Source organism: Arthrobacter sp. FW306-1B-F12A (genome assembly GCF_058781865.1).
The window spans coordinates 27,377-52,470 of sequence record NZ_JBYSXD010000019.1 but is presented as its reverse complement, the minus strand read 5'-3'; the positions used below and the strand labels follow the sequence as shown (position 1 = coordinate 52,470).

Genomic DNA, 25,094 nt, shown 5'->3' with positions numbered 1-25,094 from the left:
TCCATTTCCGTTCACGGCCACTCCGCCGCCGAACTCGCCGAATATCTAGTCGCGGTAGAGAAGCAGTGCTTCACCTTGGCCGCCGCCACCACAGAGCGCAACCGCCGCCTTACCCTTACCGCGGCGCTTCAGCTCGTGGGCCGCGTGGAGGGCCAGCCGCGCTCCTGAGGCACCGATCGGGTGTCCAATCGCGATTGCTCCGCCGTGCACATTGCACTTCTCCAAGGGATAGTCCAGGTCCTTCAAGGACTGTACCGCCACCGAACCGAAGGCTTCATTGATCTCGATGAAGTCCAGGTCGGCCGTTGTCCACCCAGCACGGTCCAGCGCGTGCCGTATCGCGTTGGAAGGCTGCGAATGCAGGCTGTTGTCGGGTCCCGCCACCTGGCCGGGCTTGCCGACGACGGCAAGGTAGTCAAGGCCGTTCTCCTCGGCGAAGCGGCGGCTCGTGAGCACGAGTGCGGAGGCGCCGTCGGACAGGGGAGAGGAGTTGCCTGCGGTGATGGTTCCGTCGGTGGCAAAGGCGCCCTTCAAGGGGGCCAGGGTCTCGAGCGTGGTCTGCGGGCGGACGCCTTCGTCCCTTGTCAGCACCAAGGGTTCTCCCTTGCGCTGCTTGACGCTGATGGGGGTGATCTCGCCGTCGAACACTCCTTGCTCGGCGGCCGCGGCCGCACGCTGGTGCGAAGCGGCGGCCACTTCATCCTGGGACCGGCGGTCGATGCCCAGCGAGAGGTTCTTGATCTCGGTGGACAGGCCCATTGACTGGCCATCAAAGGCGTCGGTGAGCCCGTCGTGGGCAGCGACGTCGAGGGCCTGGATGGCGCCGTAGCTCCAGCCTTGCCGGGAACCGGGCAGCAAGTGCGGAGCGCGGCTCATCGATTCCTGGCCGCCGGCAACCACGACGGCGGCATCGCCACTGCGGATCATTCGCGCTGCGTCGATCACGGCGGTCAGTCCGGAGAGGCAGACCTTGTTGATGGTGACGGCGGGGATGTTCCAGCCGATGCCGGCGGCGATGGCGCTTTGCCGGGCCGGATTCTGGCCGGCGCCTGCCTGCAGGACCTGCCCCATGATCACTGCGTCCACTTTGTCCGCGGTGAGCCCGCTCGCCGCAATGGCGCCTGAAATGGCGTGAGCGCCGAGCTCGACGGCGGTGAGCCCGGCCAGTTGCCCGTTCAACCGTCCCTGTGGGGTACGGCTGGCGGAAAGGATGACAACGTCGTTGTTGTTGTCCGTTGTGTCTGAGGGGGTGCCCATTTTCTCTCTTCCGATCAAGGGTGGTGAGCCTAGGTTACCGTGGCGTAGATCACCTCTCCATTCAACAATGGAGCCTGGATCAACATTCCGCCCGCGCCAGCAAGAGGCCGTTGCCGCATAGGTGCCTGCGGCAACGGTGCTTGCATTCAGGCGGGATGTGGGGTAGACAGGTGGGTTGATTTGCCGTATTGTGGATATTTGCGTCTTCCCTGTTAACCTTCAGCCTTCATATAGCGGTGGGCTTTACCTCTCAGCTGCGCCATCGACGTGCCGTTAAGAACGAGCATGGTCTTGGTCAGCCGGGGTCCCGGGTCATATAGCGGAACCGGAAAGGTACACTGCGGATTCAATCTGCAGGGTGCAAGCGGGGGAGATCTGAAAACGCCTGAAGGTCTGTGGAAGGATCCCTCTTGGTCGCCTCGAGCACCTCTAATAACGAAACCGCTAATACGGCAAGCACCGATGGTGCAACTCGCCGGCTCTCATTCGCAAAGATTCACGAACCGCTGGACGTTCCGAATCTGCTCGCACTGCAGACAGACAGCTTTGACTGGCTGGTCGGAAACGAACGCTGGCAGTCGCGGGTAGCGAAGGCTGTCGAGGAAGGCGACCTGAGCGTCGCCACCACCTCCGGACTTGCCGACATCTTCGAAGAGATCTCCCCCATCGAGGACTTCCAGGGCACCATGTCCCTGAGCTTCTCCGAGCCGGAGTTCGCTGATCCGAAGTACACCATGGCCGAATGCAAAGACCGTGACGCCACTTACTCGGCACCGCTGTATGTCAAGGCCGAGTTCATGAACAACAACACGGGTGAAATCAAGCAGCAGACCGTGTTCATGGGCGATTTCCCTCTCATGACCGAGAAGGGAACGTTCGTCGTCAACGGCACCGAGCGTGTCGTCGTCTCCCAGCTGGTCCGTTCGCCGGGCGCCTACTTTGAGCGCACCGCCGACAAGACCAGTGACAAGGACATCTTCACTGCAAAGATCATCCCGTCCCGCGGTGCATGGTTCGAACTCGAAATCGACAAGCGCGACCAGGTCGGCGTACGCCTCGACCGCAAGCGCAAGCAGTCGGTCACCGTTCTGCTGAAGGCCCTCGGCTGGACCGAAGGCCAGATCCTCGAAGAGTTCGGCCAGTACGACTCCATGCGCGCAACGCTAGAGAAGGACGCCACCGAAACCCGCGAAGACGCCCTGCTGGACATCTACCGCAAGCTGCGTCCGGGCGAGCCGCCCACCGTCGAGGCTGCCCAGTCCCTGCTGGACAACCTGTACTTCAACGCCAAGCGCTACGATCTGGCCAAGGTTGGCCGTTACAAGATCAACCGCAAGCTCGGCATCGACCGCTCCCTTGGCGACAAGGAAGCTTCGGTCCTGCACGTTGAAGACATCGTGGCCATGATCAAGTTCCTCGTCGCGCTCCACGCCGGCGAGAAGACCCTCATGGGCAAGCGCGATGGCGAAGACCACGAGCTCCGCGTCGAGATCGATGACATCGACCACTTCGGCAACCGTCGCATCCGCGCCGTCGGCGAACTGATCGAAAACCAGGTCCGCACCGGCCTCTCCCGCATGGAACGCGTCGTCCGCGAACGCATGACCACGCAGGACGTCGAAGCGATCACGCCGCAGACCCTGATCAACATCCGCCCCGTTGTGGCAGCCATCAAGGAGTTCTTCGGAACGTCCCAGCTGTCGCAGTTCATGGACCAGAACAACCCGTTGTCGGGTCTGACCCACAAGCGCCGCCTGTCGGCCCTTGGTCCGGGTGGTCTGTCCCGTGACCGCGCAGGCATGGAAGTCCGAGACGTTCACCCGTCCCACTACGGACGTATGTGCCCCATTGAAACTCCTGAAGGCCCGAACATCGGCCTGATCGGTTCGCTGGCTTCCTACGGCCGCATCAACCCGTTCGGTTTCATCGAGACTCCGTACCGCCTGGTGTCCGAGGGCGTCGTTTCCGATGAGGTCCAGTACCTCACCGCCGACGACGAAGCCGAAGTCCTGATTGCACAGGCCAACGCACCGCTGGATGCCGACAAGAAGTTCGCGGAAGAGACCGTGCTTGTCCGTGCCCGTGGTGGTGGAGGCGAGCCCGTTCTGGTTCCGGCCGGCGAAGTTCAGTTCATGGACGTTTCCCCGCGCCAGATGGTGTCCGTAGCTACCGCCCTGATTCCGTTCCTCGAGCATGACGATGCAAACCGCGCACTCATGGGTGCCAACATGCAGCGCCAGGCTGTGCCGCTGGTCCGTTCCGAGGCCCCGTTCGTGGGTACCGGCATGGAGCGCGCTGCCGCCGTCGACGCCGGTGACGTCGTCATCGCGAAGAAGGCCGGTGTCGTCAACGAAGTTTCCGCTGACCTCGTCACCATGCTTAACGACGACGGCACGGAAACCAGCTACCGCATCAACAAGTTCGCCCGTTCCAACCAGGGCAACTGCTACAACCACCGTGTCCTGGTCAACGAAGGCCAGCGCCTCGAAGTCGGCGGCATCATCGCTGACGGCCCGGCAACGGACCAGGGTGAGCTCGCCCTCGGCAAGAACCTTCTCGTGGCATTCATGTCCTGGGAAGGCCACAACTTCGAGGACGCCATCATCCTGTCGCAGCGCATCGTCGCTGAGGACGTCCTTTCCTCCATCCACATCGAGGAGCACGAGATCGATGCCCGCGACACCAAGCTTGGTGCCGAGGAAATCACCCGTGACATCCCCAACGTGTCCGAGGAAGTCCTCGCAGGACTGGACGAGCGCGGCATCATCCACATTGGTGCCGAGGTTGAAGCCGGCGACATCCTGGTCGGAAAGGTCACCCCGAAGGGTGAAACCGAACTGACTCCGGAAGAGCGCCTCCTCCGCGCGATCTTCGGCGAGAAGTCCCGCGAAGTGCGTGACACCTCCCTGAAGGTTCCCCACGGTGAGTCCGGCACGGTTATCGGCGTGCGCGTCTTCGACCGCGACAACGACGACGAGCTGCCCCCGGGCGTCAACCAGCTGGTCCGCGTCTACGTTGCCGCCAAGCGCAAGATCACCGACGGCGACAAGCTCGCCGGCCGCCACGGTAACAAGGGCGTCATCTCCAAGATCCTGCCGATCGAAGACATGCCGTTCCTTGCCGACGGTACCCCTGTGGACATCGTCCTGAACCCCCTGGGTGTTCCGGGTCGTATGAACGTCGGCCAGGTGCTCGAAACGCACCTTGGATGGGTTGCCAAGACCGGTTGGAAGATCGAAGGCGAGCCGGAGTGGGTCAAGAACCTCCCGAACCTGCCTCGTGAAACCGGCCAGACGACCGTTGCCACCCCGGTGTTCGACGGTGCACGCGAAGAGGAAATCACAGGTCTGCTGGATTCCACCAACGTGACCCGCGACGGCGACCGCCTGATCGACTCCTCCGGCAAGACCCGTCTGTTCGACGGCCGCTCCGGCGAGCCGTTCCCGGACCCGATCTCCGTGGGCTACATGTACATCCTGAAGCTCCACCACCTGGTGGACGACAAGATCCACGCACGCTCCACCGGCCCGTACTCCATGATCACGCAGCAGCCGCTGGGTGGTAAGGCTCAGTTCGGTGGCCAGCGCTTCGGTGAAATGGAAGTGTGGGCGCTCGAAGCATACGGCGCTGCCTACACCCTCCAGGAACTGCTGACGATCAAGTCGGACGATATCCACGGCCGCGTGAAGGTCTACGAAGCCATCGTCAAGGGCGAGAACATCCCCGAGCCTGGCGTTCCGGAATCCTTCAAGGTCTTGATCAAGGAAATGCAGTCGCTGTGCCTGAACGTGGAAGTCCTTTCCACGGATGGTACGACGATCGAAATGCGTGACTCTGATGACGCAGTCTTTACGGCTGCGGAAGAACTGGGCATCGATCTGTCTCGCGCAGAGCCCAGCTCCGTAGAAGAGGTCTAAACAGCCGCTCTGGCTGGCGGTGCAGACCGCCAGCCAAGGCTGCTGCCTCTTTCCGTAAACCCAAGACTTCAGAATTTAGAGAACAAGAGAGAACAGGGACCATATGTCCAGCGAATCCTCCTTCGGCCTCATGCAGATCGGCCTCGCCACCGCGGAAGACATCCGCGGCTGGTCTTACGGTGAGGTCAAGAAGCCGGAAACTATCAACTACCGCACGCTCAAGCCCGAGAAGGACGGCCTCTTCTGCGAGAAGATCTTCGGCCCGTCCCGGGACTGGGAATGCTACTGCGGCAAGTACAAGCGCGTGCGCTTCAAGGGCATCATCTGCGAGCGTTGTGGCGTTGAAGTCACCCGCGCCAAGGTGCGCCGCGAGCGCATGGGCCACATCGAGCTGGCCGCTCCCGTCACGCACATCTGGTACTTCAAGGGTGTTCCCTCCCGTTTGGGCTACCTCCTTGACCTGGCACCGAAGGACCTTGAAAAGGTCATCTACTTCGCTGCCTACATGATTACGAGCGTCGACACCGAGAGCCGTCACGCGGAACTGCCGAACCTTCAGGTGGAGCACGACCTCGAGAAGAAGCAGCTCGTCGACAACCGCGACAGTGACATCGCCACGATTGCCCGCGACCTTGAGGACGAGCTTGCCCGCCTCGAAGGTGAAGGCGCCAAGGCTGCGGACAAGAAGAAGGCCCGCGACTCCGCGGACCGCCAGATGGCCAACGTCCGCAAGCGCGCGGATGCTGAGATCGAGCGCCTCGAGCAGGTCTGGGACCGCTTCAAGAACCTGAAGGTCGCCGACCTCGAGGGTGACGAAGGCCTGTACCGCGAACTGCGCGACCGTTACGGCATGTACTTCGAAGGCTCCATGGGTGCCGAAGCCATCAAGAAGCGTCTTGAGAACTTCGACATGCAGGCAGAGTCGGAGTCCCTCCGCGACACCATCCAGAACGGCAAGGGCCAGCGCAAGACACGTGCCCTCAAGCGCCTGAAGGTTGTCAACGCTTTCCTGACCACCAACAACAGCCCGCTTGGCATGGTGCTGGACGCCGTCCCGGTGATCCCGCCAGAACTGCGCCCGATGGTCCAGCTGGACGGTGGCCGCTTCGCGACCTCCGACCTCAACGACCTGTACCGCCGTGTGATCAACCGCAACAACCGACTCAAGCGACTGCTTGACCTCGGCGCTCCGGAGATCATCGTCAACAACGAGAAGCGCATGCTTCAGGAAGCTGTTGACAGCCTCTTCGACAACGGCCGTCGCGGCCGTCCCGTCACGGGTCCGGGCAACCGTCCGCTGAAGTCCCTGAGCGACATGCTCAAGGGCAAGCAGGGCCGTTTCCGCCAGAACCTCCTCGGCAAGCGCGTCGACTACTCCGGCCGTTCGGTCATCGTCGTCGGTCCGCAGCTGAAGCTGCACCAGTGTGGTCTGCCCAAGCAGATGGCCCTGGAGCTCTTCAAGCCGTTCGTGATGAAGCGCCTGGTTGACCTCAACCACGCGCAGAACATCAAGTCGGCAAAGCGCATGGTCGAGCGTTACCGCCCGCAGGTCTGGGACGTGCTGGAAGAGATCATCACCGAACACCCGGTGCTGCTCAACCGTGCACCTACCCTGCACCGCCTCGGCATCCAGGCATTCGAGCCGCAGCTTGTTGAAGGCAAGGCCATCCAGCTTCACCCGCTGGTGTGTGGCGCCTTCAACGCCGACTTCGACGGTGACCAGATGGCAGTCCACCTGCCGCTGAGCCCCGAAGCGCAGGCTGAAGCCCGGATCCTGATGCTGTCCTCCAACAACATCTTGAAGCCGTCAGATGGCCGTCCGGTGACCCTGCCTTCGCAGGACATGATCATCGGTCTGTACCACCTGACCACCAAGCGCGTTGGTTCCGCAGGCGAAGGCCGTATCTTCTCCTCGGTTTCGGAAGCCATCATGGCCTACGATGCCCGCGAGCTGCACCTGAACTCCCAGGTCAAGATCCGCCTTGAGGGCTTTGTGCCTTACGCCGGCTGGGAAGCTCCGGAAGGTTGGGAGCCGGGTCAGACCGCACTGGTCCAGACCTCCCTCGGCCAGGTTCTCTTCAACGAGACCCTGCCGGAGGACTACCCGTGGGTTGAGGCTGTTGCCGACAAGGGCGAGCTTTCCCGTATCGTCAACGACCTCGCAGAGCGCTACCCGAAGGTTGTCACGGCTGCAACGCTGGACAACCTGAAGGACGCCGGTTTCTACTGGGCAACCCGCTCGGGCGTCACCGTGGCAATCTCCGACATCGAGGTGCCCACCTCCAAGCCGGCCATCCTTGCCGGTTACGAGACCATGGCTGCCAAGATCCAGGGCCAGTACGACAAGGGCCTGATCGACGACGACGAGCGTCGCCAGGAACTGATCGAGATCTGGAACAAGGCCACCAACGAAATCGCCCAGGCGATGCGTGACAGCCTGTCCCCGATGAACACCATCAACCGCATGGTGTCCTCCGGTGCACGTGGTAACTGGATGCAGGTCCGCCAGATCGCGGGTATCCGTGGTCTTGTGGCCAACCCGAAGGGTGAGATCATCCCGCGTCCGATCAAGTCCTCGTACCGCGAGGGCCTGTCGGTGCTGGAATACTTCATCGCCACGCACGGTGCCCGTAAGGGTCTCGCCGACACCGCGCTGCGTACCGCCAACTCGGGTTACCTGACCCGTCGTCTGGTGGACGTTTCGCAGGACGTCATCGTCCGTGAAGAGGACTGTGGCACCGAGCGTGGTCTCATGACCGCAATCGCCGTGCCGGACTCCAACGGTGAGCTGGTCCTTGACGAGAACGTCGAGAACAGCGCCTACGCACGTACCCTCGCCGTCGACGTCGTCGACTCCAAGGGTGCTGTGCTGGCAGCTGCCGGCACTGACTGCGGCGACGTCGTCATTGCCGAGCTGCTCGCAGCCGGCATCACCGAGGTCAAGGTCCGTTCCGTGCTCACGTGTGAGTCCAAGGTCGGTACCTGTGCGCTCTGCTACGGCCGTTCGCTGGCCACTGGCAAGACCGTGGACATCGGAGAGGCCGTCGGCATCATCGCCGCACAGTCCATCGGTGAACCCGGTACCCAGCTGACCATGCGTACGTTCCACACCGGTGGTGCTGTTTCCGCCAGCGGTGGCGACGACATCACCCAGGGTCTGCCCCGTATCCAGGAGCTCTTCGAAGCCCGTACTCCGAAGGGTGTTGCACCGATTGCTGAAGCAGCCGGCCGCATCGCCATCGAAGAGTCCGAGCGCCAGATGCGCCTCATCATCACCCCGGACGATGGTTCCGAGGAGATCGCCTACCCGGTGCTGCGCCGTTCCCGCCTCCTCATCGAGGATGGCGAGCACGTCAGCGTCGGCCAGAAGCTGATCAACGGTCCTGTGGACCCGAAGCAGGTTCTGCGCATCATGGGTCCGCGTGCCGCCCAGAAGTTCCTGGTGGACGAGGTCCAGGGCGTTTACCGCAGTCAGGGCATCGGCATCCACGACAAGCACGTGGAAGTCATCGTCCGTCAGATGCTGCGCCGCGTGACCGTCATCGAATCCGGCGACTCCGATCTGCTTCCGGGCGAGCTCGCTGAGCGCAGCCGCTTCGAAGACGAGAACCGTCGCGTGGTGTCCGAAGGCCGTACCCCGGCTTCCGGCCGTCCGGAACTGATGGGTATCACCAAGGCATCTCTGGCAACTGAGTCCTGGCTGTCGGCCGCTTCCTTCCAGGAGACCACCCGCGTTCTGACGCAGGCGGCCATGGAAGGCAAGAGCGACCCGTTGCTCGGCCTCAAGGAGAACGTCATCATCGGTAAGCTCATCCCGGCCGGTACGGGTTTGCCCCGTTACACCGAGGTCACCGTGGAGCCGACTGAAGAAGCAAAGGCAAGCCTGTTCACGGGCCCCAGCGCCTTCACCGACTTCTCGTATGACGCCCTGGGCGGCGACGGAGCTCCCGAGTTCCACGCCATCCCGCTGGATGACTACGATCTCGGCAACGACTTCCGCTGAGAAGTCTGAAACGCAAGGACCCCGTACTCACTGAGTGCGGGGTCCTTCCCGTTAAGCGCCCGACGACGGCGGCCGGCACCCGCCGTCGTGGTTCACCCCTCTACACCCGATTAAGGCCTCAGATCAAGCCATGCTAGAATTTTGGTAATTGTTCTGTGTGGCAGTGGATGAAGGCCGCCGCAGCATCATTTCGGTTTTGTTCTCATGATGTTGGGCGGAGCCTGTTTCCGGGTTGCGGGCTACGTGCGCAACGAATGCCGCACTTTTGCACGCCCACCGGTCTTCGGGCCAGGGTCGCATGGACAACGCCAAAGCTCTCACGCAAACACAGGCCAACGCCTGGGCGCGGAGCAGAGATCAACCAACGGAGAACACGAAAGTGCCTACGATTAACCAGCTGGTCCGCAAGGGCCGCACGCCGAAGGTCTCCAAGACCAAGGCTCCCGCGCTTAAGGGCAGCCCGATGCGCCGCGGTGTTTGCACCCGCGTTTACACGACCACCCCGAAGAAGCCGAACTCGGCTCTCCGTAAGGTTGCTCGTGTCCGCCTCAACGGTGGCGTTGAAGTTACCGCCTACATCCCCGGTGTTGGCCACAACCTCCAGGAGCACTCCATCGTGCTGGTCCGTGGTGGTCGTGTGAAGGACCTTCCGGGTGTCCGTTACAAGATCGTCCGTGGTGCCCTCGATACCCAGGGTGTCAAGAACCGCAAGCAGGCCCGCAGCCGCTACGGCGCAAAGATGGAGAAGAAGTAATATGCCTCGCAAGGGTCCGGCCCCGAAGCGGCCGCTAGTTTCCGATCCCGTTTACGGTTCCCCGTTGGTCACCCAGCTGATCAACAAGGTTCTGATCGACGGCAAGAAGTCCACCGCAGAGCGCATCGTTTACGGCGCACTCGAAGGTGCACGCGCCAAGTCCGGTGGCGACCCCGTCGCCGCCCTCAAGAAGGCCATGGACAACGTCAAGCCTTCCCTTGAGGTCCGCTCCCGCCGTGTCGGTGGCGCAACCTACCAGGTTCCCGTTGAGGTCAAGCCGGGCCGCTCCACCGCCCTCGCTCTCCGCTGGCTGGTTGGCTACTCCAAGGCCCGCCGCGAGAAGACGATGACCGAGCGCCTCCAGAACGAAATCCTGGATGCGTCCAACGGTCTCGGTGCCGCTGTGAAGCGTCGCGAAGACACCCACAAGATGGCCGAGTCGAACAAGGCCTTCGCACACTACCGCTGGTAAAACTTCCCGTACGCCGCCGGCTCCCTGAGCTGGCGGCGAACGTGTAGTCCATCCGAAAGGGAGACACCGTGGCACAGGACGTGCTTACCGACCTTAGCAAGGTCCGCAACATCGGCATCATGGCCCACATCGATGCCGGCAAGACCACCACCACCGAGCGCATCCTGTTCTACACGGGTGTGAACCACAAGATCGGCGAAACGCACGACGGTGCTTCGACGACTGACTGGATGGAACAGGAAAAGGAACGCGGCATCACCATCACGTCTGCCGCCGTGACCTGCTTCTGGGACAAGAACCAGATCAACATCATTGACACCCCGGGCCACGTGGACTTCACGGTTGAGGTCGAGCGCTCGCTGCGCGTCCTCGACGGCGCCGTTGCTGTCTTCGATGGCAAGGAAGGCGTTGAGCCGCAGTCCGAGACTGTTTGGCGCCAGGCCGACAAGTACAACGTGCCGCGTATCTGCTTCGTCAACAAGATGGACAAGCTCGGCGCTGACTTCTACTTCACCGTAGACACCATCATCAGCCGCCTCGGCGCCAAGCCGCTGGTTCTCCAGCTGCCCATCGGTGCAGAGAACGACTTCATCGGCGTCGTGGATCTCCTTGAGATGCGCGCACTGGTGTGGCCGGGCGATGCCAAGGGTGACGTCACCATGGGTGCCAAGTACGAGGTCCAGGAGATCCCCGCCGATCTCCAGGCCAAGGCTGAGGAATACCGTGCACAGCTCGTTGAGACTGTTGCCGAGGCTTCCGAGGAACTCATGGAGAAGTACCTCGACGGTGAAGAACTCACTGTCGAGGAGCTCAAGGCCGGCATCCGCAAGATGACCATCAACTCCGAGCTCTACCCGGTTCTCTGTGGTTCTGCCTTCAAGAACCGCGGCGTACAGCCGATGCTGGATGCTGTTGTTGACTTCCTGCCGAACCCGCTCGACGTCCCGCCCATGGTCGGTCACGACCCGCGCGACGAAGAGAAGGAGCTCACCCGCAAGCCTTCCGCCGAGGAGCCGTTCTCGGCCCTCGCGTTCAAGATTGCGGCGCACCCGTTCTTCGGTCAGCTCACCTTCATCCGCGTGTACTCCGGTCACGTGGAAGCAGGCGCCCAGGTGGTCAACTCCACCAAGGGCAAGAAGGAGCGCATCGGCAAGCTGTTCCAGATGCACGCCAACAAGGAAATGCCTGTTGAAGGCGCTACCGCGGGCCACATCTACGCAGCAATCGGTCTGAAGGACACCACCACGGGCGACACCCTGTGCGACGCCAACAACCAGATCGTCCTCGAGTCCATGAGCTTCCCGGAGCCCGTGATCTCGGTTGCCATCGAGCCGAACACCAAGGGTGACCAGGAGAAGCTCTCCACGGCCATCCAGAAGCTCTCCGCTGAGGACCCGACCTTCCAGGTCTCCCTCAACGAAGACACCGGTCAGACCATCATCGCCGGCATGGGCGAGCTCCACCTGGACATCCTGGTGGACCGCATGCGCCGCGAATTCAAGGTCGAGGCAAACGTCGGCAAGCCGCAGGTTGCTTACCGCGAAACCATCAAGCGCGCTGTAGAGCGTCACGACTACACGCACAAGAAGCAGACTGGTGGTTCGGGTCAGTTCGCAAAGATCCAGATCGCTATCGAGCCGATGGATACCGCCGACGGCGAGCTCTACGCGTTCGAGAACAAGGTCACCGGTGGCCGCGTGCCCCGCGAGTACATCCCGTCCGTTGACGCGGGCATCCAGGATGCGCTCAACGACGGCGTTCTGGCAGGCTACCCGGTTGTCGGCATCAAGGCCACGCTGATTGACGGCGCGTACCACGATGTTGACTCCTCGGAAATGGCGTTCAAGATCGCCGGCCGTATGGCTTTCAAGGAAGCCGCACGCAAGGCGAACCCGGTTCTGCTCGAACCGCTGATGGATGTTGAGGTCCGCACCCCTGAGGAATACATGGGTGAAGTAATCGGTGACCTGAACTCCCGCCGTGGCCAGATGCAGTCCATGGAAGACGCCGCTGGCGTCAAGGTGATCCGTGCGCACGTTCCGCTGTCCGGCATGTTCGGCTACATCGGTGACCTGCGTTCGAAGACCCAGGGCCGTGCTGTGTACTCCATGACGTTCAACAGCTACGCCGAGGTCCCGAAGGCAGTTGCCGACGAGATCATCCAGAAGAACCGCGGCGAGTAATCACCGACGGATAAACCAGGATGTTGGCCCGTTCCGGGAAAGCATTCAGCGCAGGCGCCGGGCTGTAGCCCAGGCCGCAGTCCGGTCCTTGCGCGAACAGACTCCAGGTACCAACATTGGTCCCTGAATCTGCAATTTCACCAAATCCAAAGCCCCCAAGTAGACTTGCTGGAGTTTCTGCCGCGAAAAGCGCGGCCGAGGAGCAACTCACTTGAAATCGTTCTAGGAGGAACCTGTGGCAAAGGCAAAGTTCGAGCGGACTAAGCCGCACGTCAACATCGGCACCATTGGTCACGTTGACCACGGTAAGACGACGCTGACTGCCGCCATTTCCAAGGTGCTGTACGACAAGTACCCCACTCTCAACGAGCAGCGCGACTTCGCGTCGATTGACTCTGCTCCGGAAGAGCGCCAGCGTGGTATTACCATCAACATCTCCCACGTTGAGTACCAGACCGAGAAGCGCCACTACGCACACGTAGACGCTCCGGGTCACGCTGACTACATCAAGAACATGATCACCGGTGCTGCCCAGATGGACGGTGCGATCCTCGTGGTTGCCGCCACTGACGGCCCGATGGCTCAGACCCGCGAGCACGTTCTGCTCGCCCGCCAGGTTGGTGTTCCCTACCTGCTGGTCGCGCTGAACAAGTCCGACATGGTCGACGACGAAGAGCTTCTCGACCTCGTTGAAATGGAAGTTCGCGAGCTGCTCAGCGCTCAGGGCTTCGATGGCGACGACGCTCCCGTTGTTCGCGTTTCCGGCCTCAAGGCACTCGAAGGCGACCCGGTTTGGGTCAAGTCCGTCGAGGACCTCATGGAAGCTGTCGACAACTCGGTTCCGGACCCCGTTCGTGACCGCGACAAGCCGTTCCTGATGCCGATCGAAGACGTCTTCACGATCACCGGTCGTGGCACCGTTGTTACGGGTCGCGCCGAGCGCGGTACCCTCGCGATCAACTCCGAAGTTGAAATCGTTGGTATCCGTCCGGTCCAGAAGACCACCGTTACCGGTATCGAGATGTTCCACAAGCAGCTCGACGAAGCATGGGCCGGCGAGAACTGTGGCCTCCTGCTCCGCGGTCTGAAGCGCGACGACGTCGAGCGTGGCCAGGTTGTCGTCAAGCCGGGTTCCATCACCCCGCACACCGACTTCGAGGCCAACGTCTACATCCTGTCCAAGGACGAAGGCGGACGTCACAACCCGTTCTACTCGAACTACCGCCCGCAGTTCTACTTCCGTACCACGGACGTAACCGGCGTTATCACCCTGCCGGAAGGCACGGAAATGGTTATGCCTGGCGACAACACTGAGATGACCGTTGAGCTCATCCAGCCGATCGCTATGGAAGAGGGCCTCGGCTTCGCAATCCGTGAAGGTGGCCGCACCGTTGGTTCGGGACGTGTTACCAAGATCATCAAGTAGTTTCTACTTGTAGATCGGTGGAGGATCGGACGCCTGGCGTCCGGTAGCAAAGCAAAGAAGAACCCCGTCACTATTGTGGCGGGGTTCTTCTTTGCTATGATTTATCTATCGAATGGATTAATGACGAAGTGTGGATCCGTGACTTCGCGGATCCGCAGGCCGTGCGGCTTCGTCGCCCTTGGACAGGAGAGCAGGAATGTCTGGCTTCTTTGGCACCATCCTCGTAATGGTTTTTGTCCTGGTCACTGCTTTGGTGTCGTATTCCTCAGGGAAATCGAAAGGGCGTTGGCTTGCCGAACGTGCTGCCTCACGGCTTGCAGACGATTCCGTCAGGCAGTATCGCTCAGGCTATCTGGCCGGCCACCTTGCAGGGTGGCGCGACGCCGAGGCCCACCGCGGCGCTGCTCCCGCGGAGTACCGGGAGTCCGGCCCGTCGCGCCCGGAGGGTTGGCAAACGCGCGCGACAGCTCCCGTCCAGGACGTCCCGGCCCTAGCAACTCCAGGCCAGGCCGCCCCAACCAAGACCGTTCCGGCCCTGCCCGTTCCACTTGAACCTTGGCCATTCCCCATCCAGCCGCAACCAGCCCGGATGCAAGCAATCCAGTCGCCAGAGGCCCGGATCCCGCCGGAGGCCCTGCGGGAAGAGGAAGCGGCCCGGAAGCGGAAGCGGGATCGGCAGAACATCAACATCACCCTCTACGTGGCAAGCCTTCTGCTGGTCGCCGCTTCGGCGCTGTTCATCGGCTCCAGCCTTCCGTCCGTTCTCCGCTTCGTCGGCGTCTGGGCCATCACGGCTGCCTTCTATGCTGCGGGTTTCATCCTCCATGCGAGGGCTTCCAGGCTTCGGCCCGCCGCGATCGCCTTCGCGGGAACAGGCCTTGCGTTGATCCCCGTGACGGGCCTGGCGATGTACAACTTCGCGTTGCACAATGGCCCGGCGGCCTGGCTGGTTACGTCCGTCGTCGGGACGGTGGCCTATGTTGTCGCCGCGGTGCGACTCGACAACAGGGTTCTCGCTTTCCTGTCGTTGAGCTTCGTGGTCTCCGCGGCGTGGTCGGGCGTGTCCATGCTGGGCGGTGCCCTCGTCTGGTATTTCGCATGCCTGATCGGATTCGCCGTAGTCCTGACCCTGATAGCCAGGCGCAGACCGCGCTGGCTTCCGCCGGTCTATGTCCGGCCCTTGATGTCCCTCCACCCCTATGTGGTGCCGCTCGTTACGCTTGCCGCGAGCTTCGTTCCCCAACATTTGGGGAAGGGCGAGTACGCCATCGTCATGATGGCGTGTGGACTGTATTTTGCCGTGATGGCGGCCCTTCCGCAGGGCATCTTCCGGCTCCCACAGTTCTATGCCGCGCGGCTCTCATTCACGGTGGCGCTCCTCGTACTCCTGTCCGACGCGGGGCTTGGACTCCCGGAAGTGCTGCTGGCCGGCGTCGTTCTCCTTGCGGCGCAGTCGCTATGGTCGGCATTCGACAGCAGCCGGCTGGTCCGTTGGTTCCCTGGGCCGGGCACATCCCAGGCGATCCGGCGCTGCCGCATTGATGCCGTGGCGTGTTTTGGCCTTCAATCGGCGGCTGCCTTCATGGCGGGCCTTGCCATCCTGGTCCGGCATTCCGGGACGCCCGTGGGGATCCCGTTGTTCGCGACCCTCCTGTGCGGTCTGGTCCTGGCGTGGAAGCTGGGCGGCGAGGCCGAGTGGCTCCCTGTTTCCGCTCTTGTGATTGCTGCCCCGTTTGCCGATGAGCTGGGCGGTTGGCCGACAGCGGCATTGTTGGCTATCGCCGGCGCGTTCTGGCTGCTGCGCGCAAGCAGGCCTAGGGAGGGCAAACGCAAGGTCTTTGTCCTCGCGGGGCGCATTGCGCTCACTCTCAGTGTCCCGGCAGCGACGGCGGCGGTAGTGCCGGAGACTCCCGAGCGCCTTGCCGCCGTCGTCCTGGCGTTCCTCGCCGCAGTGACGTTCCAGTTGCTATTGGAGGCCGCGCTGGTCCGCTCGGGTGTCAGCACCTTCGCGCCGACCGCCTGCCTCGCAGCCTTTGCCGGTACCGGCATGGCAGCGCTGCCTTTGCTTTTTTGCTGGACCAAGCATCGGGCCAGCCCCTCACTGTATCGGCCGTGGTGATTCATGTCCTTGCAGTCGCTTTGCTCGGCTTGACGCTGTTCCCGAAAGCTGTGGGCGACGCCGTGAGGACCGGAAGGGTGGTCGAGTTCCTCGCCCCGGCGGCATTTGCCTGGTCGGGGGCGTTGTCCTTCGGGGCAGTGTCCGTGTCGTTGGGAAACACGGTGTTGCTCGTCGGTGCGCTGTACTTCGCCGTTCAGGCGCTCCGCCTTCCCCGCACCCTGCATCGCCGCAGCTATTGGTGGGCAGCCCGTGCGCTCGTCACCCTGCTCGCCGGCACAGGCTATCTGCAGCTGCTCCGGGACGGAGGCGATTTGGTGGTGGCGGGGGAGAGGCTTCAACTTGCCACCGTGGTGTTCGTCGCCTTGACAGTCCAACTGATTCCGCCCCTCGTGGAGGCGGTCCGCGGTATTGACCGGGGCCTTGCGACAGTCGATTCCGCCGTGGTGCTCCCCTTCATGGCCGGCGCCGTCGCCGTCGTCAGCGTCTCCGGGAGGTACTCCGACGGCTCCGTGGCCGGAAGCTGGCAGGCGGTGGCGATCTCGATCACCATGGCGGCGTCGGCTGTGGCGGCGGGGTTCCTGCTTCGCACCGAGGCCGCCTCCGCGGTCTTCGCGCCGGCGACGTTGGCGCTCTTGCTATTGCTTCGCGGTGGGCACATTCACGAGGTCGAGGCTTTGCTTGCCATCTTCGCCGTATTCAGCGCCGTCATGGTCGCTGCGGTGCCCGCGCGCATGTCGAAGGGCGTCTACTTCATCGCCGCCAGGATTCTCACGGCCGCCGTTGCCGCGGTATTTGCCCACGACGTATCAGCCTCCGCCACGGCGGTGTCGCTGACTTTCGCGGGAGTCCTGGTGTTGCAGCACATCATCCGCGGGCTCATGCGGAACCGATTGCAGCAGATTCCCTTCCAACAAGCAGCAGTGTGGGTGACGCTCAGCGCGCAAGCAGTGCTGCCGGCGACGTACCTTTCGTCTGTGTCTCAGCCGGAAGCCCACGACGGCGGACGCTGGGTGCTGCTGCTTGAGCTGGCCGTGCTGTTGGTTTCCGCCGTGGTCGCTCATCGGATCTTCACCGCCCGAGGCGCTGTGTATTTCACCATTCCGGCGTCGATTGCAGTGGTGGTGGCGGCCGGACCCGAGGTGTCCTTCCCTCCCGGGACCTGGCTGGCCGAACCCGTGCTGGGCCACACGGCGGTGCCCCTGGTGCTGCTCGCTATGTCACTCGTGGTGACTTGCGTGAGGCTACTCGTCCAACCAGGAAGCGGCGTCCCTGAACGTTGGTTCTGGCTGGCGGCGTCGCTGGCCTTCGGCGGTGCCGGAGGGGTGGCGTCCGTTGATGTATCGGACACCGCCATGGGAATGGCTGGACTGGTGCTGGCGGTGGTCTGCTTCGTGGCCTCCCACGTCGAGGGAATGCCGGGCTTCTACCCGCTTGCCTCCGCCGCGAGCCTCGTTGGTGCTACGGTCTTGGCTGCTTCGGTCCTGGATGACGCTCGGCCCCTGTGGCTGTCTGGGGCTCAATGGGAGGATTTCCTGCCGTGGCTCCTGGGCTGCGCAGGATCGGCCGCTGTGCTTTACGCTGTCCGTTGGTCCCGGATCCCGGGCGTGGGATCGCACCCAGTGCGCAAGTTGTCGCTCGCTGTAACAGCAGGAGGGGGATTTGCCCTGGCCGCAGCTGCAGGCCTACTGCACGATGACACCGCTGTGGCAGGAACGTGCTTGCTCGGCGCTGCCGTGGCCGTGGCTTTCCTCGAGGTACCACGCGCCATCAGATTCGCTGTCGCGGAGCTCGGTGCGGTGCTGGTGCTCTCAGCCGCACAGCGGGCGGTCCTCTTCGTCCATGGAGCCAGGCCCGAGTTCTTCTGGGTGGTGCAGTGGTTCGCGGTCCTGGGTGCGGTTTTGGCAGGGGTGCGCTATTACGTTGGGGACACGCTGGAGGGGCGTATCAGAGGGGGGATCGCTTCAGGCTTGTTGTCCTTCGGAGGCCTCCTCTCGATAGTGCCAGGAAGCCTCTTCCCGGGCACTGTGCCACAGCAGCTATGGGTCCTCGTCGGATTTGCGGTGCTAGTGCTTGCCGGACTTGTCCTCGCCGAGCGCACGTTCGTGTGGTGGGGTGCCGTGGGTGTTGCGCTCAGCGTGATGTGGGCCCTTCGTTCCTATGCCTTCGCGATGCTCGCCGTGATCGCCTTGGCATTGATTGTCCTTGCGGTCTGGCGCCTCAACAGGACTGCGCCCTGATACCGTTGCCTCAAGGGAGGAATGCGAAATGGGAACGCTGATTTTTCTGGTCTTGGTGGTTGTTGTGGTAGCCGGGGTGTTGTGGGGAAGGAAATACTTCCGCCGCGAGATCGAGCGCGCCAAGCGCATCAATCGGGCGAACAGGAAAGACTGATTTAGCACAATCGGTCCACGAAGGGACTTCGAATCAGCTCCGTCGCGCCTTGCTCAAGGACTGGTACCAGTAGTACGAGTCCTTGGGGGTTCTCTCAAGGGTATCGAAATCAACGTGCACCAGGCCGAACCGTTGCGAATAGCCTGCGGCCCATTCGAAGTTGTCCAGTAGCGTCCAGACGTAGTAGCCCAGAAGTTTGACGTCGTGGGCGATCCCGCCGGGGGCAGTGGCCCTCAAGGCCTGGCCAAGGTGCGAGGCAAGATAGCTGATGCGGTCGGCGTCGTGCACCGGACCCTGGGTGTGGTCCGGTTCCGGAAAGCTCGCTCCGCTCTCCGTGATGAACAGCGGAGGCAGCGCCGCTCCGTAGCGGTCCTTCAGCTCCCGCAGCAGGATTCCGAGGTGTTCGGGAGCCACAGGCCAACCGAATCCTGTCGTCTCGTATTCGGGAAACGCCGCCAGATGGAACGGCAGCTTGGCCATCATGTCCGGGGTGTTCCAGTGGGCGGTTCCGTCGCCGCGGCCCGAGGCCACCTTGACGGGGTAGTAGTAGTTCAGGCCGTAGAAATCCAACGGCTGGTGGATGGTTTTGAGGTCCTCGTCGCGGACCTTGCCCAAGGCCCGGAACCAAGGCCTTACCTGGAGCGGCGGCTTTGGGTACTTCCCCAGGAGGATGGGATCGGCGTACACCCGGTTGAAGATGAGGTCGAAGGCCTTGGCCATGAGACCGTCTGCAAGCCGCTTGCTTGCGGGCCGGACCGGAGAGTGGACATTGGCGACGCCGACAGTTCCCGCCACGCCTGCGGCGCGCAGCGCCTGGACGGCGAGGCCGTGCCCCAGCAACTGGTGGTGGGCAGCCGGCAGGGCATCGAAGAGCAGCCGCCTGCCGGGAGCGTGGACACCGAGGGCATAACCTTGCAACGCGACCGAAACCGGTTCGTTGAGGGTGACCCATTGCGCCACGCGGTCACCGAAGCGGTGTGCGGCCGCGGCGGAGTATTCGGCGAACCGTTCCGCAGTCGCCCGATTCAGCCAGCCGCCGTCGTGCTCCAACGGCAGGGGAGTATCCCAATGGAACAGGGTCACCATGGGGGAGATCCCGGCCTTCAGGAGCTTGTCGATCAGGCGGTCGTAGAAATCCAAGCCCTGTTGATTGATGGGCCCCTTGCCGCCGGGTTGGATTCGCGGCCAGGAGAGGGAGAAACGGTAGGAATCCACGCCCAGGTCCTGCATGAGGGCAATGTCCTCGTCCGTGCGGTTGTAGTGGTCGCAGGCGACTGCCGGGGAGTGCCCGTCGACGATCGCGCCCGGTTTCTCGGCAAACGCGTCCCAGCTCGACGGTCCTCGTCCGTCCGCTGTGAGCGAGCCCTCGATCTGGAAGGCCGCCGCAGCGACACCCAAAGTGAAGTCCGGCCGGATGCGGCCTGCAAGATCCCCCACAGTGGCAGCATCTTGGACGGTCATGCCCCCATCATCCCGAGCGCAGGTGCCGATGGCAATGGTCAGGGAGGCCCGATTGGCTTATGCCGGGGAATTCCGGCATACTAGGTGAGTTGTTCAAGCGCTTCTTCGCGTCCCGATCCGGATAATGCCGGGTGTCAGGGTCCAAGCTGAAGCCCAAACATAACCCAGATCCCCAAAGGAATACGGACGCGTTTGCGTGGAAATCGCGACACGCCCGACCGCGGGGGTCGGTTACACCGGCAAGTTGAGGAACCCGGATCCCTCCGGATTCAGCTTGTGCGGCGGGTGGTAGTACTACTTCAAATGCTTCGGCAGCCACATACAACACGTAAGTGAACAGGGCAGCCTTTATTCGAGGGCAGCACAGACTGAAAGAGAGTCAGGCGACATGGCGGGACAAAAAATCCGCATCCGGCTGAAGTCATATGACCACGAGGTCATTGATGTTTCAGCGCGGAAGATCGTTGAGACGGTCACGCGCGCAGGCGCAACGGTAGTGGGCCCCGTGCCGCTGCCGACGGAGAAGAACGTGTACTGCGTTATCCGCTCTCCCCACAAGTACAAGGACAGCCGTGAGCACTTTGAAATGCGTACTCACAAGCGTCTGATCGACATCATCGACCCCACGCCGAAGGCTGTTGACTCGCTTATGCGTCTCGACCTGCCGGCCGACGTGAACATCGAAATCAAGCTGTAGGGAGGTGCTGAGAAAACTATGACCGCAACCCGTAACGTAAAGGGCCTGCTGGGCACGAAGCTCGGCATGACCCAGGTCTGGGACGAGAACAACAAGCTCATCCCGGTAACTGTCGTCCAGGCTGACTCCAACGTCATCACCCAGCTGCGCAACGCAGAGACTGATGGCTATGTCGCCGTTCAGATCGGCTACGGCCAGATCGATCCCCGCAAGGTCACCAAGCCGCTGGCTGGTCACTTTGAAAAGGCTGGCGTAACTCCTCGCCGCCACGTCGTCGAACTGCGCACTGCAGACGCCGCGTCTTACGAACTGGGCCAGGAGCTTTCTGTTGAGCTCTTCGAAGCCGGTCAGAAGATCGACGTCGTCGGCACCAGCAAGGGTAAGGGCTTCGCCGGTGTTATGAAGCGTCACGGCTTCCACGGTGTTGGAGCCTCCCACGGTGCGCACAAGAACCACCGCAAGCCCGGTTCAATCGGTGGCGCATCCACCCCGAGCCGCGTCTTCAAGGGTCTGAAAATGGCCGGTCGCATGGGCGCAGAACGTCACACCACGCTGAACCTCACGGTTCACGCTGTTGACGCCGAGAAGTCGCTGCTCCTTATCAAGGGTGCCGTCCCCGGTGCCCGCGGCCAGGTCGTCCTCGTACGCACCGCCGTGAAGGGAGCCTAGTTAAATGACTAGCACTGTCAAGGTAGACCTGCCTGCAGAGATCTTCGACGTCCAGACCAACGTGCCGCTGCTGCACCAGGTCGTCGTCGCACAGCTCGCTGCTGCTCGCCAGGGTACCCACAAGACCAAGACCCGCGCCGAAGTTTCCGGTGCAGGCCGCAAGCCGTTCAAGCAGAAGGGCACCGGCCGCGCCCGTCAGGGTTCCATCCGTGCTCCTCACATGACCGGTGGTGGCATCGTCCACGGCCCGACGCCGCGTGACTACAGCCAGCGGACCCCCAAGAAGATGAAGGCTGCCGCACTGCGTGGCGCCCTGTCCGACCGCGCCCGTAACGGCCGCATCCACGTCGTTTCTGAACTGGTTGCCGGCACCAAGCCGTCCTCCAAGGCAGCACTGGCCGCGTTGCGTGCAGTCTCCGAGCGTCGGAACCTGCTCGTTGTTATCGAGCGCGCCAACGATGTTGCCGCACTGTCCGTGCGCAACCTCGCAGATGTTCACGTTCTGTACGCAGACCAGCTGAACACCTACGACGTGCTGGTTTCCGACGACGTTGTCTTCACCAAGGCTGCGTTCGAGGCTTTCATCGCTGACAAGGCAAAGAACGAGGAGGATGCCAAGTGAGTGCAGCCACCATCAAAGACCCGCGCGACGTCGTCATTGCACCCGTCGTTTCGGAAAAGAGCTACGGCCTGATCGACGAGGGCAAGTACACCTTCCTGGTGGACCCCCGCTCGAACAAGGCCGAGATCAAGCTGGCCGTGGAGAAGATTTTCTCCGTCAAGGTCGAATCGATCAACACCATCAACCGTGCCGGTAAGCGCAAGCGGACCAAATTCGGCTGGGGACAGCGCAAGAGCACCAAGCGTGCAATTGTCACCCTCAAAGAAGGCACAATCGACATCTTCGGCGGTCCGCTCGCGTAGCGGAGACCACTTTAACGAGGAAATGAATTATGGGAATCCGTAAATACAAGCCGACTACCCCGGGCCGTCGCGGCTCGAGCGTAGCCGACTTCTCCGAAATCACGCGATCGACTCCGGAAAAGTCGTTGCTGCGTCCGCTGCACAAGACTGGCGGCCGTAACAACACCGGTAAGATCACTACCCGTCACAAGGGTGGTGGCCACAAGCGCCAGTACCGTCTGATCGACTTCCGTCGCCACGACAAGGACGGCGTCAACGCCCGCGTTGCCGAAATCGAGTACGATCCGAACCGCACGGCTCGCATCGCCCTCCTGCACTACGTTGATGGCACCAAGCGTTACATCATCGCCCCGAACAAGCTGTCCCAGGGTGACTTCGTCGAGGCTGGCCCCGACGCTGACATCAAGCCGGGCAACAACTTGCCGCTGCGCAACATCCCGGTTGGTACCACCATCCACGCAGTTGAACTGCGTCCGGGTGGCGGCGCCAAGATGGCCCGTTCCGCAGGTGCTTCGGTTCAGCTCGTCGCCAAGGAAGGCCGTTTCGCCCAGCTGCGTCTGCCCTCCGGTGAAATCCGCAACGTTGACGTGCGCTGCCGCGCAACCGTCGGCGAGGTCGGCAACGCCGAGCAGTCGAACATCAACTGGGGTAAGGCCGGCCGTATGCGCTGGAAGGGCGTTCGCCCGACCGTCCGTGGTGTCGCCATGAACCCGGTCGATCACCCGCACGGTGGTGGTGAAGGTAAGACTTCCGGTGGACGTCACCCGGTCAACCCGAACGGTAAGCGTGAAGGCCGCACCCGCCGCCCCAACAAAGAGAGCGACAAGCTTATTGTTCGTCGCCGCCGTACTGGCAAGAACAAGCGATAGGAGCCTGGACACATGCCACGCAGCCTGAAAAAAGGTCCTTTCGTAGACCAGCACCTCTTTGTGAAGGTCGCCAGGGAAAACGAAAAGGGCACCAAGAACGTCATCAAGACCTGGTCCCGCCGTTCGATGATCGTCCCGGACATGCTGGGTCACACGATTGCCGTTCACGACGGACGCAAGCACATTCCGGTGTTTGTCACTGAGTCGATGGTCGGGCACAAGCTCGGCGAATTCGCTCCCACGCGGACATTCCGCGGCCATGTCAAGGACGACCGTAAGGGCAAGCGCCGCTAAGGCGCTCGCTCTACGGCTAAGACGAGAGAAGGAAAGCAATGGAAGCCAAGGCTATTGCGCGTCACATCCGCGTAACGCCTATGAAGGCCCGGCGCGTCGTCAACCTTGTTCGTGGTAAGCAAGCGAATGAGGCTCTGGCAATTCTGAAGTTCGCCGAACAGGCAGCTTCGGAGCCGGTATTCAAGGTAGTTCAGTCGGCAATGGCAAACGCACGGGTCCTCGCGGACCGCGACGGCGTTGCCTTTGACGAAGGAGACCTCTACATCAGCGAAGCGTTTGTTGATGAAGGCCCGACCATGAAGCGGTTCCAGCCGCGTGCTCAGGGTCGCGCATTTCAGATCAAGAAGCGCACGAGCCACATCACCGTGGTAGTCGCTACCCCGGAGAAAGAGGAGGCTCGCTAAGTGGGACAGAAAGTAAACCCGCACGGGTTCCGACTCGGCATCACCACCGATCACGTATCGCACTGGTTTGCTGACAGCACCAAGGCTGGCCAGCGGTACAAGGACTTCGTTCGCGAAGACATCCGCATCCGCCAGCTCATGTCCACGGGCATGGAGCGCGCTGGCATCGCCAAGGTCGAAATCGAGCGCACCCGTGACCGTGTCCGCGTGGACATCCACACGGCCCGCCCGGGTATCGTCATCGGCCGCCGCGGCGCAGAAGCAGACCGCATTCGCGGCGAGCTCGAGAAGCTCACCGGCAAGCAGGTCCAGCTGAACATCCTCGAGGTCAAGAACCCCGAGATGGAAGCCCAGCTTGTTGCCCAGGGCGTTGCTGAGCAGCTGACTTCCCGCGTGGCTTTCCGCCGTGCGATGAAGAAGGCCATGCAGTCCGCACAGCGTGCGGGTGCCAAGGGTATCCGTATTGCTTGCTCCGGTCGACTGGGTGGCGCAGAAATGTCCCGCTCGGAGTTCTACCGCGAAGGCCGTGTGCCCCTGCACACCCTGCGTGCGAACATCGACTACGGCTTCTACGAAGCTAAGACCACCTTCGGCCGCATCGGCGTGAAGGTCTGGATCTACAAGGGCGACGTCACTGCCAAGGAACTGGCTCAGCAGGCAGCTGCTGCTCCGTCCCGCGGCCGTGGTCCGAGCGACCGCCCGGGCCGCCCGGGTGGCGCCGACCGTGGTGACCGCCGTCGTCGTACCGACCGTCCGGCAGCTGACGCAGCACCTGTTGCTGCAGAGGCTCCGGCAGCTGAAGCTGCTGCTCCCGCAGCAGAAGGAGGACAGGCTTAAATGCTTATCCCACGTCGAGTCAAGCACCGTAAGCAGCACCACCCGGGTCGTTCCGGCGCTGCAACGGGCGGCACCAAGGTCACCTTCGGTGAGTACGGCATCCAGGCGCTGAGCCCGGCCTACGTCACGAACCGTCAGATCGAGTCTGCCCGTATCGCGATGACCCGCCACATCAAGCGTGGCGGTAAGGTCTGGATCAACATTTATCCGGACCGTCCGCTGACGAAGAAGCCGGCCGAAACCCGCATGGGTTCCGGTAAGGGTTCTCCGGAATGGTGGGTCGCAAACGTCAAGCCGGGCCGCGTTCTCTTCGAGCTCGCCGGTGTCAATGAAGAGGTAGCTCGCGAGGCACTGCGCCTGGCAATCCACAAGCTGCCGTTGAAGGCACGCATTGTGCGTCGCGAAGGTGGTGAATAG

General features: G+C 62.4%; 20 protein-coding genes. 18 read left to right on the top strand and 2 right to left on the bottom strand.

The genetic code is table 11. From position 1 onward, the window contains the following. Positions 1–45 precede the first annotated feature (45 nt). Positions 46–1,257, bottom strand: coding sequence for an acetyl-CoA C-acetyltransferase (locus AC3WJU_RS11345; protein WP_306958978.1), 1,212 nt, complete (start codon positions 1,255–1,257; stop codon positions 46–48). Between the two features lie 410 nt (positions 1,258–1,667). On the opposite strand from AC3WJU_RS11345, the gene rpoB reads away from it, so the two are divergent. The 9 genes from rpoB to AC3WJU_RS11300 all read left to right on the top strand — a co-directional run bounded on the left by rpoB (position 1,668) and on the right by AC3WJU_RS11300 (position 18,522). Then, positions 1,668–5,174 carry a DNA-directed RNA polymerase subunit beta gene (rpoB, locus tag AC3WJU_RS11340; protein WP_059387358.1) on the top strand — a complete coding sequence of 1,169 codons (3,507 nt, stop codon included), beginning with the start codon at positions 1,668–1,670 and terminating at the stop codon, positions 5,172–5,174. A 103-nt stretch (positions 5,175–5,277) separates the two neighbouring features. Beyond that, positions 5,278–9,177 (top strand): DNA-directed RNA polymerase subunit beta', encoded by a 3,900-nt coding sequence (locus AC3WJU_RS11335; RefSeq protein ID WP_284755100.1) that lies wholly within the window; start codon positions 5,278–5,280, stop codon positions 9,175–9,177. A gap of 379 nt (positions 9,178–9,556) precedes the next feature. Then, on the top strand, positions 9,557–9,931 hold the full coding sequence (gene rpsL / locus AC3WJU_RS11330; RefSeq protein ID WP_009358312.1) for a 30S ribosomal protein S12: 375 nt from the start codon (positions 9,557–9,559) through the stop codon (positions 9,929–9,931). 1 nt (position 9,932) lies between these two features. Then, positions 9,933–10,403, top strand: a complete 471-nt coding sequence (gene rpsG, locus AC3WJU_RS11325; RefSeq protein WP_059387355.1) for a 30S ribosomal protein S7 — start codon at positions 9,933–9,935, stop codon at positions 10,401–10,403. 68 nt (positions 10,404–10,471) lie between these two features. Next, positions 10,472–12,586 (top strand): elongation factor G, encoded by a 2,115-nt coding sequence (fusA, locus tag AC3WJU_RS11320; protein ID WP_059387356.1) that lies wholly within the window; start codon positions 10,472–10,474, stop codon positions 12,584–12,586. 235 nt (positions 12,587–12,821) lie between these two features. Then, complete coding sequence (gene tuf, locus AC3WJU_RS11315) at positions 12,822–14,012, top strand: elongation factor Tu (protein ID WP_059387357.1); 1,191 nt, start codon at positions 12,822–12,824, stop codon at positions 14,010–14,012. A 196-nt stretch (positions 14,013–14,208) separates the two neighbouring features. After that, positions 14,209–16,131, top strand: coding sequence for a hypothetical protein (locus AC3WJU_RS11310; RefSeq protein ID WP_492259885.1), 1,923 nt, complete (start codon positions 14,209–14,211; stop codon positions 16,129–16,131). After that, positions 16,125–18,368, top strand: coding sequence for a hypothetical protein (locus AC3WJU_RS11305; protein WP_492259884.1), 2,244 nt, complete (start codon positions 16,125–16,127; stop codon positions 18,366–18,368). Before AC3WJU_RS11310 ends, AC3WJU_RS11305 begins: the two co-directional genes overlap by 7 nt. A 28-nt stretch (positions 18,369–18,396) precedes the next feature. Further along, entirely contained in the window at positions 18,397–18,522 is a 126-nt protein-coding gene (locus AC3WJU_RS11300; RefSeq protein ID WP_284991831.1) for a hypothetical protein, read from the top strand. 33 nt (positions 18,523–18,555) lie between these two features. On the opposite strand, the gene AC3WJU_RS11295 is transcribed toward AC3WJU_RS11300, so the two are convergent. Next, positions 18,556–19,983, bottom strand: coding sequence for a GH1 family beta-glucosidase (locus AC3WJU_RS11295; RefSeq protein ID WP_492259883.1), 1,428 nt, complete (start codon positions 19,981–19,983; stop codon positions 18,556–18,558). 388 nt (positions 19,984–20,371) lie between these two features. Between AC3WJU_RS11295 and rpsJ the strand changes: the two genes are divergently transcribed. From rpsJ to rplP, 9 genes are read left to right on the top strand one after another with little or no spacing between them, the layout of a single operon-like run. Continuing rightward, entirely contained in the window at positions 20,372–20,680 is a 309-nt protein-coding gene (rpsJ, locus tag AC3WJU_RS11290) for a 30S ribosomal protein S10 (RefSeq protein WP_003803825.1), read from the top strand. Positions 20,681–20,698: 18 nt separating this feature from the next. Then, a complete protein-coding gene (gene rplC, locus AC3WJU_RS11285) occupies positions 20,699–21,349 on the top strand; it encodes a 50S ribosomal protein L3 (RefSeq protein ID WP_059387360.1) in 651 nt (216 codons plus the stop codon). A gap of 4 nt (positions 21,350–21,353) precedes the next feature. After that, positions 21,354–21,971: a 50S ribosomal protein L4 gene (gene rplD / locus AC3WJU_RS11280; RefSeq protein WP_059387361.1), complete on the top strand. Its 618-nt coding sequence runs from the start codon at positions 21,354–21,356 to the stop codon at positions 21,969–21,971. Next, entirely contained in the window at positions 21,968–22,273 is a 306-nt protein-coding gene (gene rplW, locus AC3WJU_RS11275) for a 50S ribosomal protein L23 (protein ID WP_028265105.1), read from the top strand. The genes rplD and rplW overlap by 4 nt, the downstream gene beginning before the upstream one ends. 29 nt (positions 22,274–22,302) lie before the next feature. Further along, positions 22,303–23,142 (top strand): 50S ribosomal protein L2, encoded by an 840-nt coding sequence (gene rplB, locus AC3WJU_RS11270; protein ID WP_028265104.1) that lies wholly within the window; start codon positions 22,303–22,305, stop codon positions 23,140–23,142. Between the two features lie 12 nt (positions 23,143–23,154). Beyond that, positions 23,155–23,436 (top strand): 30S ribosomal protein S19, encoded by a 282-nt coding sequence (gene rpsS / locus AC3WJU_RS11265; protein WP_018773666.1) that lies wholly within the window; start codon positions 23,155–23,157, stop codon positions 23,434–23,436. A gap of 38 nt (positions 23,437–23,474) precedes the next feature. Next, positions 23,475–23,840 carry a 50S ribosomal protein L22 gene (gene rplV / locus AC3WJU_RS11260; protein WP_028265103.1) on the top strand — a complete coding sequence of 122 codons (366 nt, stop codon included), beginning with the start codon at positions 23,475–23,477 and terminating at the stop codon, positions 23,838–23,840. After that, complete coding sequence (rpsC, locus tag AC3WJU_RS11255) at positions 23,841–24,677, top strand: 30S ribosomal protein S3 (protein ID WP_028265102.1); 837 nt, start codon at positions 23,841–23,843, stop codon at positions 24,675–24,677. Beyond that, entirely contained in the window at positions 24,678–25,094 is a 417-nt protein-coding gene (gene rplP / locus AC3WJU_RS11250; RefSeq protein WP_028265101.1) for a 50S ribosomal protein L16, read from the top strand.

Coding starts and splice junctions, on each gene's coding strand:
- AC3WJU_RS11345 (WP_306958978.1), bottom strand. CDS start 1,257: ATGGGCACCCCCTCAGACACAACGGACAACAACAACGACGTTGTCATC.
- AC3WJU_RS11335 (WP_284755100.1), top strand. CDS start 5,278: ATGTCCAGCGAATCCTCCTTCGGCCTCATGCAGATCGGCCTCGCCACC.
- rpsG (WP_059387355.1), top strand. CDS start 9,933: ATGCCTCGCAAGGGTCCGGCCCCGAAGCGGCCGCTAGTTTCCGATCCC.
- AC3WJU_RS11310 (WP_492259885.1), top strand. CDS start 14,209: ATGTCTGGCTTCTTTGGCACCATCCTCGTAATGGTTTTTGTCCTGGTC.
- AC3WJU_RS11300 (WP_284991831.1), top strand. CDS start 18,397: ATGGGAACGCTGATTTTTCTGGTCTTGGTGGTTGTTGTGGTAGCCGGG.
- AC3WJU_RS11295 (WP_492259883.1), bottom strand. CDS start 19,983: ATGACCGTCCAAGATGCTGCCACTGTGGGGGATCTTGCAGGCCGCATC.
- rpsJ (WP_003803825.1), top strand. CDS start 20,372: ATGGCGGGACAAAAAATCCGCATCCGGCTGAAGTCATATGACCACGAG.
- rplC (WP_059387360.1), top strand. CDS start 20,699: ATGACCGCAACCCGTAACGTAAAGGGCCTGCTGGGCACGAAGCTCGGC.
- rplD (WP_059387361.1), top strand. CDS start 21,354: ATGACTAGCACTGTCAAGGTAGACCTGCCTGCAGAGATCTTCGACGTC.
- rplB (WP_028265104.1), top strand. CDS start 22,303: ATGGGAATCCGTAAATACAAGCCGACTACCCCGGGCCGTCGCGGCTCG.
- rpsS (WP_018773666.1), top strand. CDS start 23,155: ATGCCACGCAGCCTGAAAAAAGGTCCTTTCGTAGACCAGCACCTCTTT.
- rplV (WP_028265103.1), top strand. CDS start 23,475: ATGGAAGCCAAGGCTATTGCGCGTCACATCCGCGTAACGCCTATGAAG.
- rplP (WP_028265101.1), top strand. CDS start 24,678: ATGCTTATCCCACGTCGAGTCAAGCACCGTAAGCAGCACCACCCGGGT.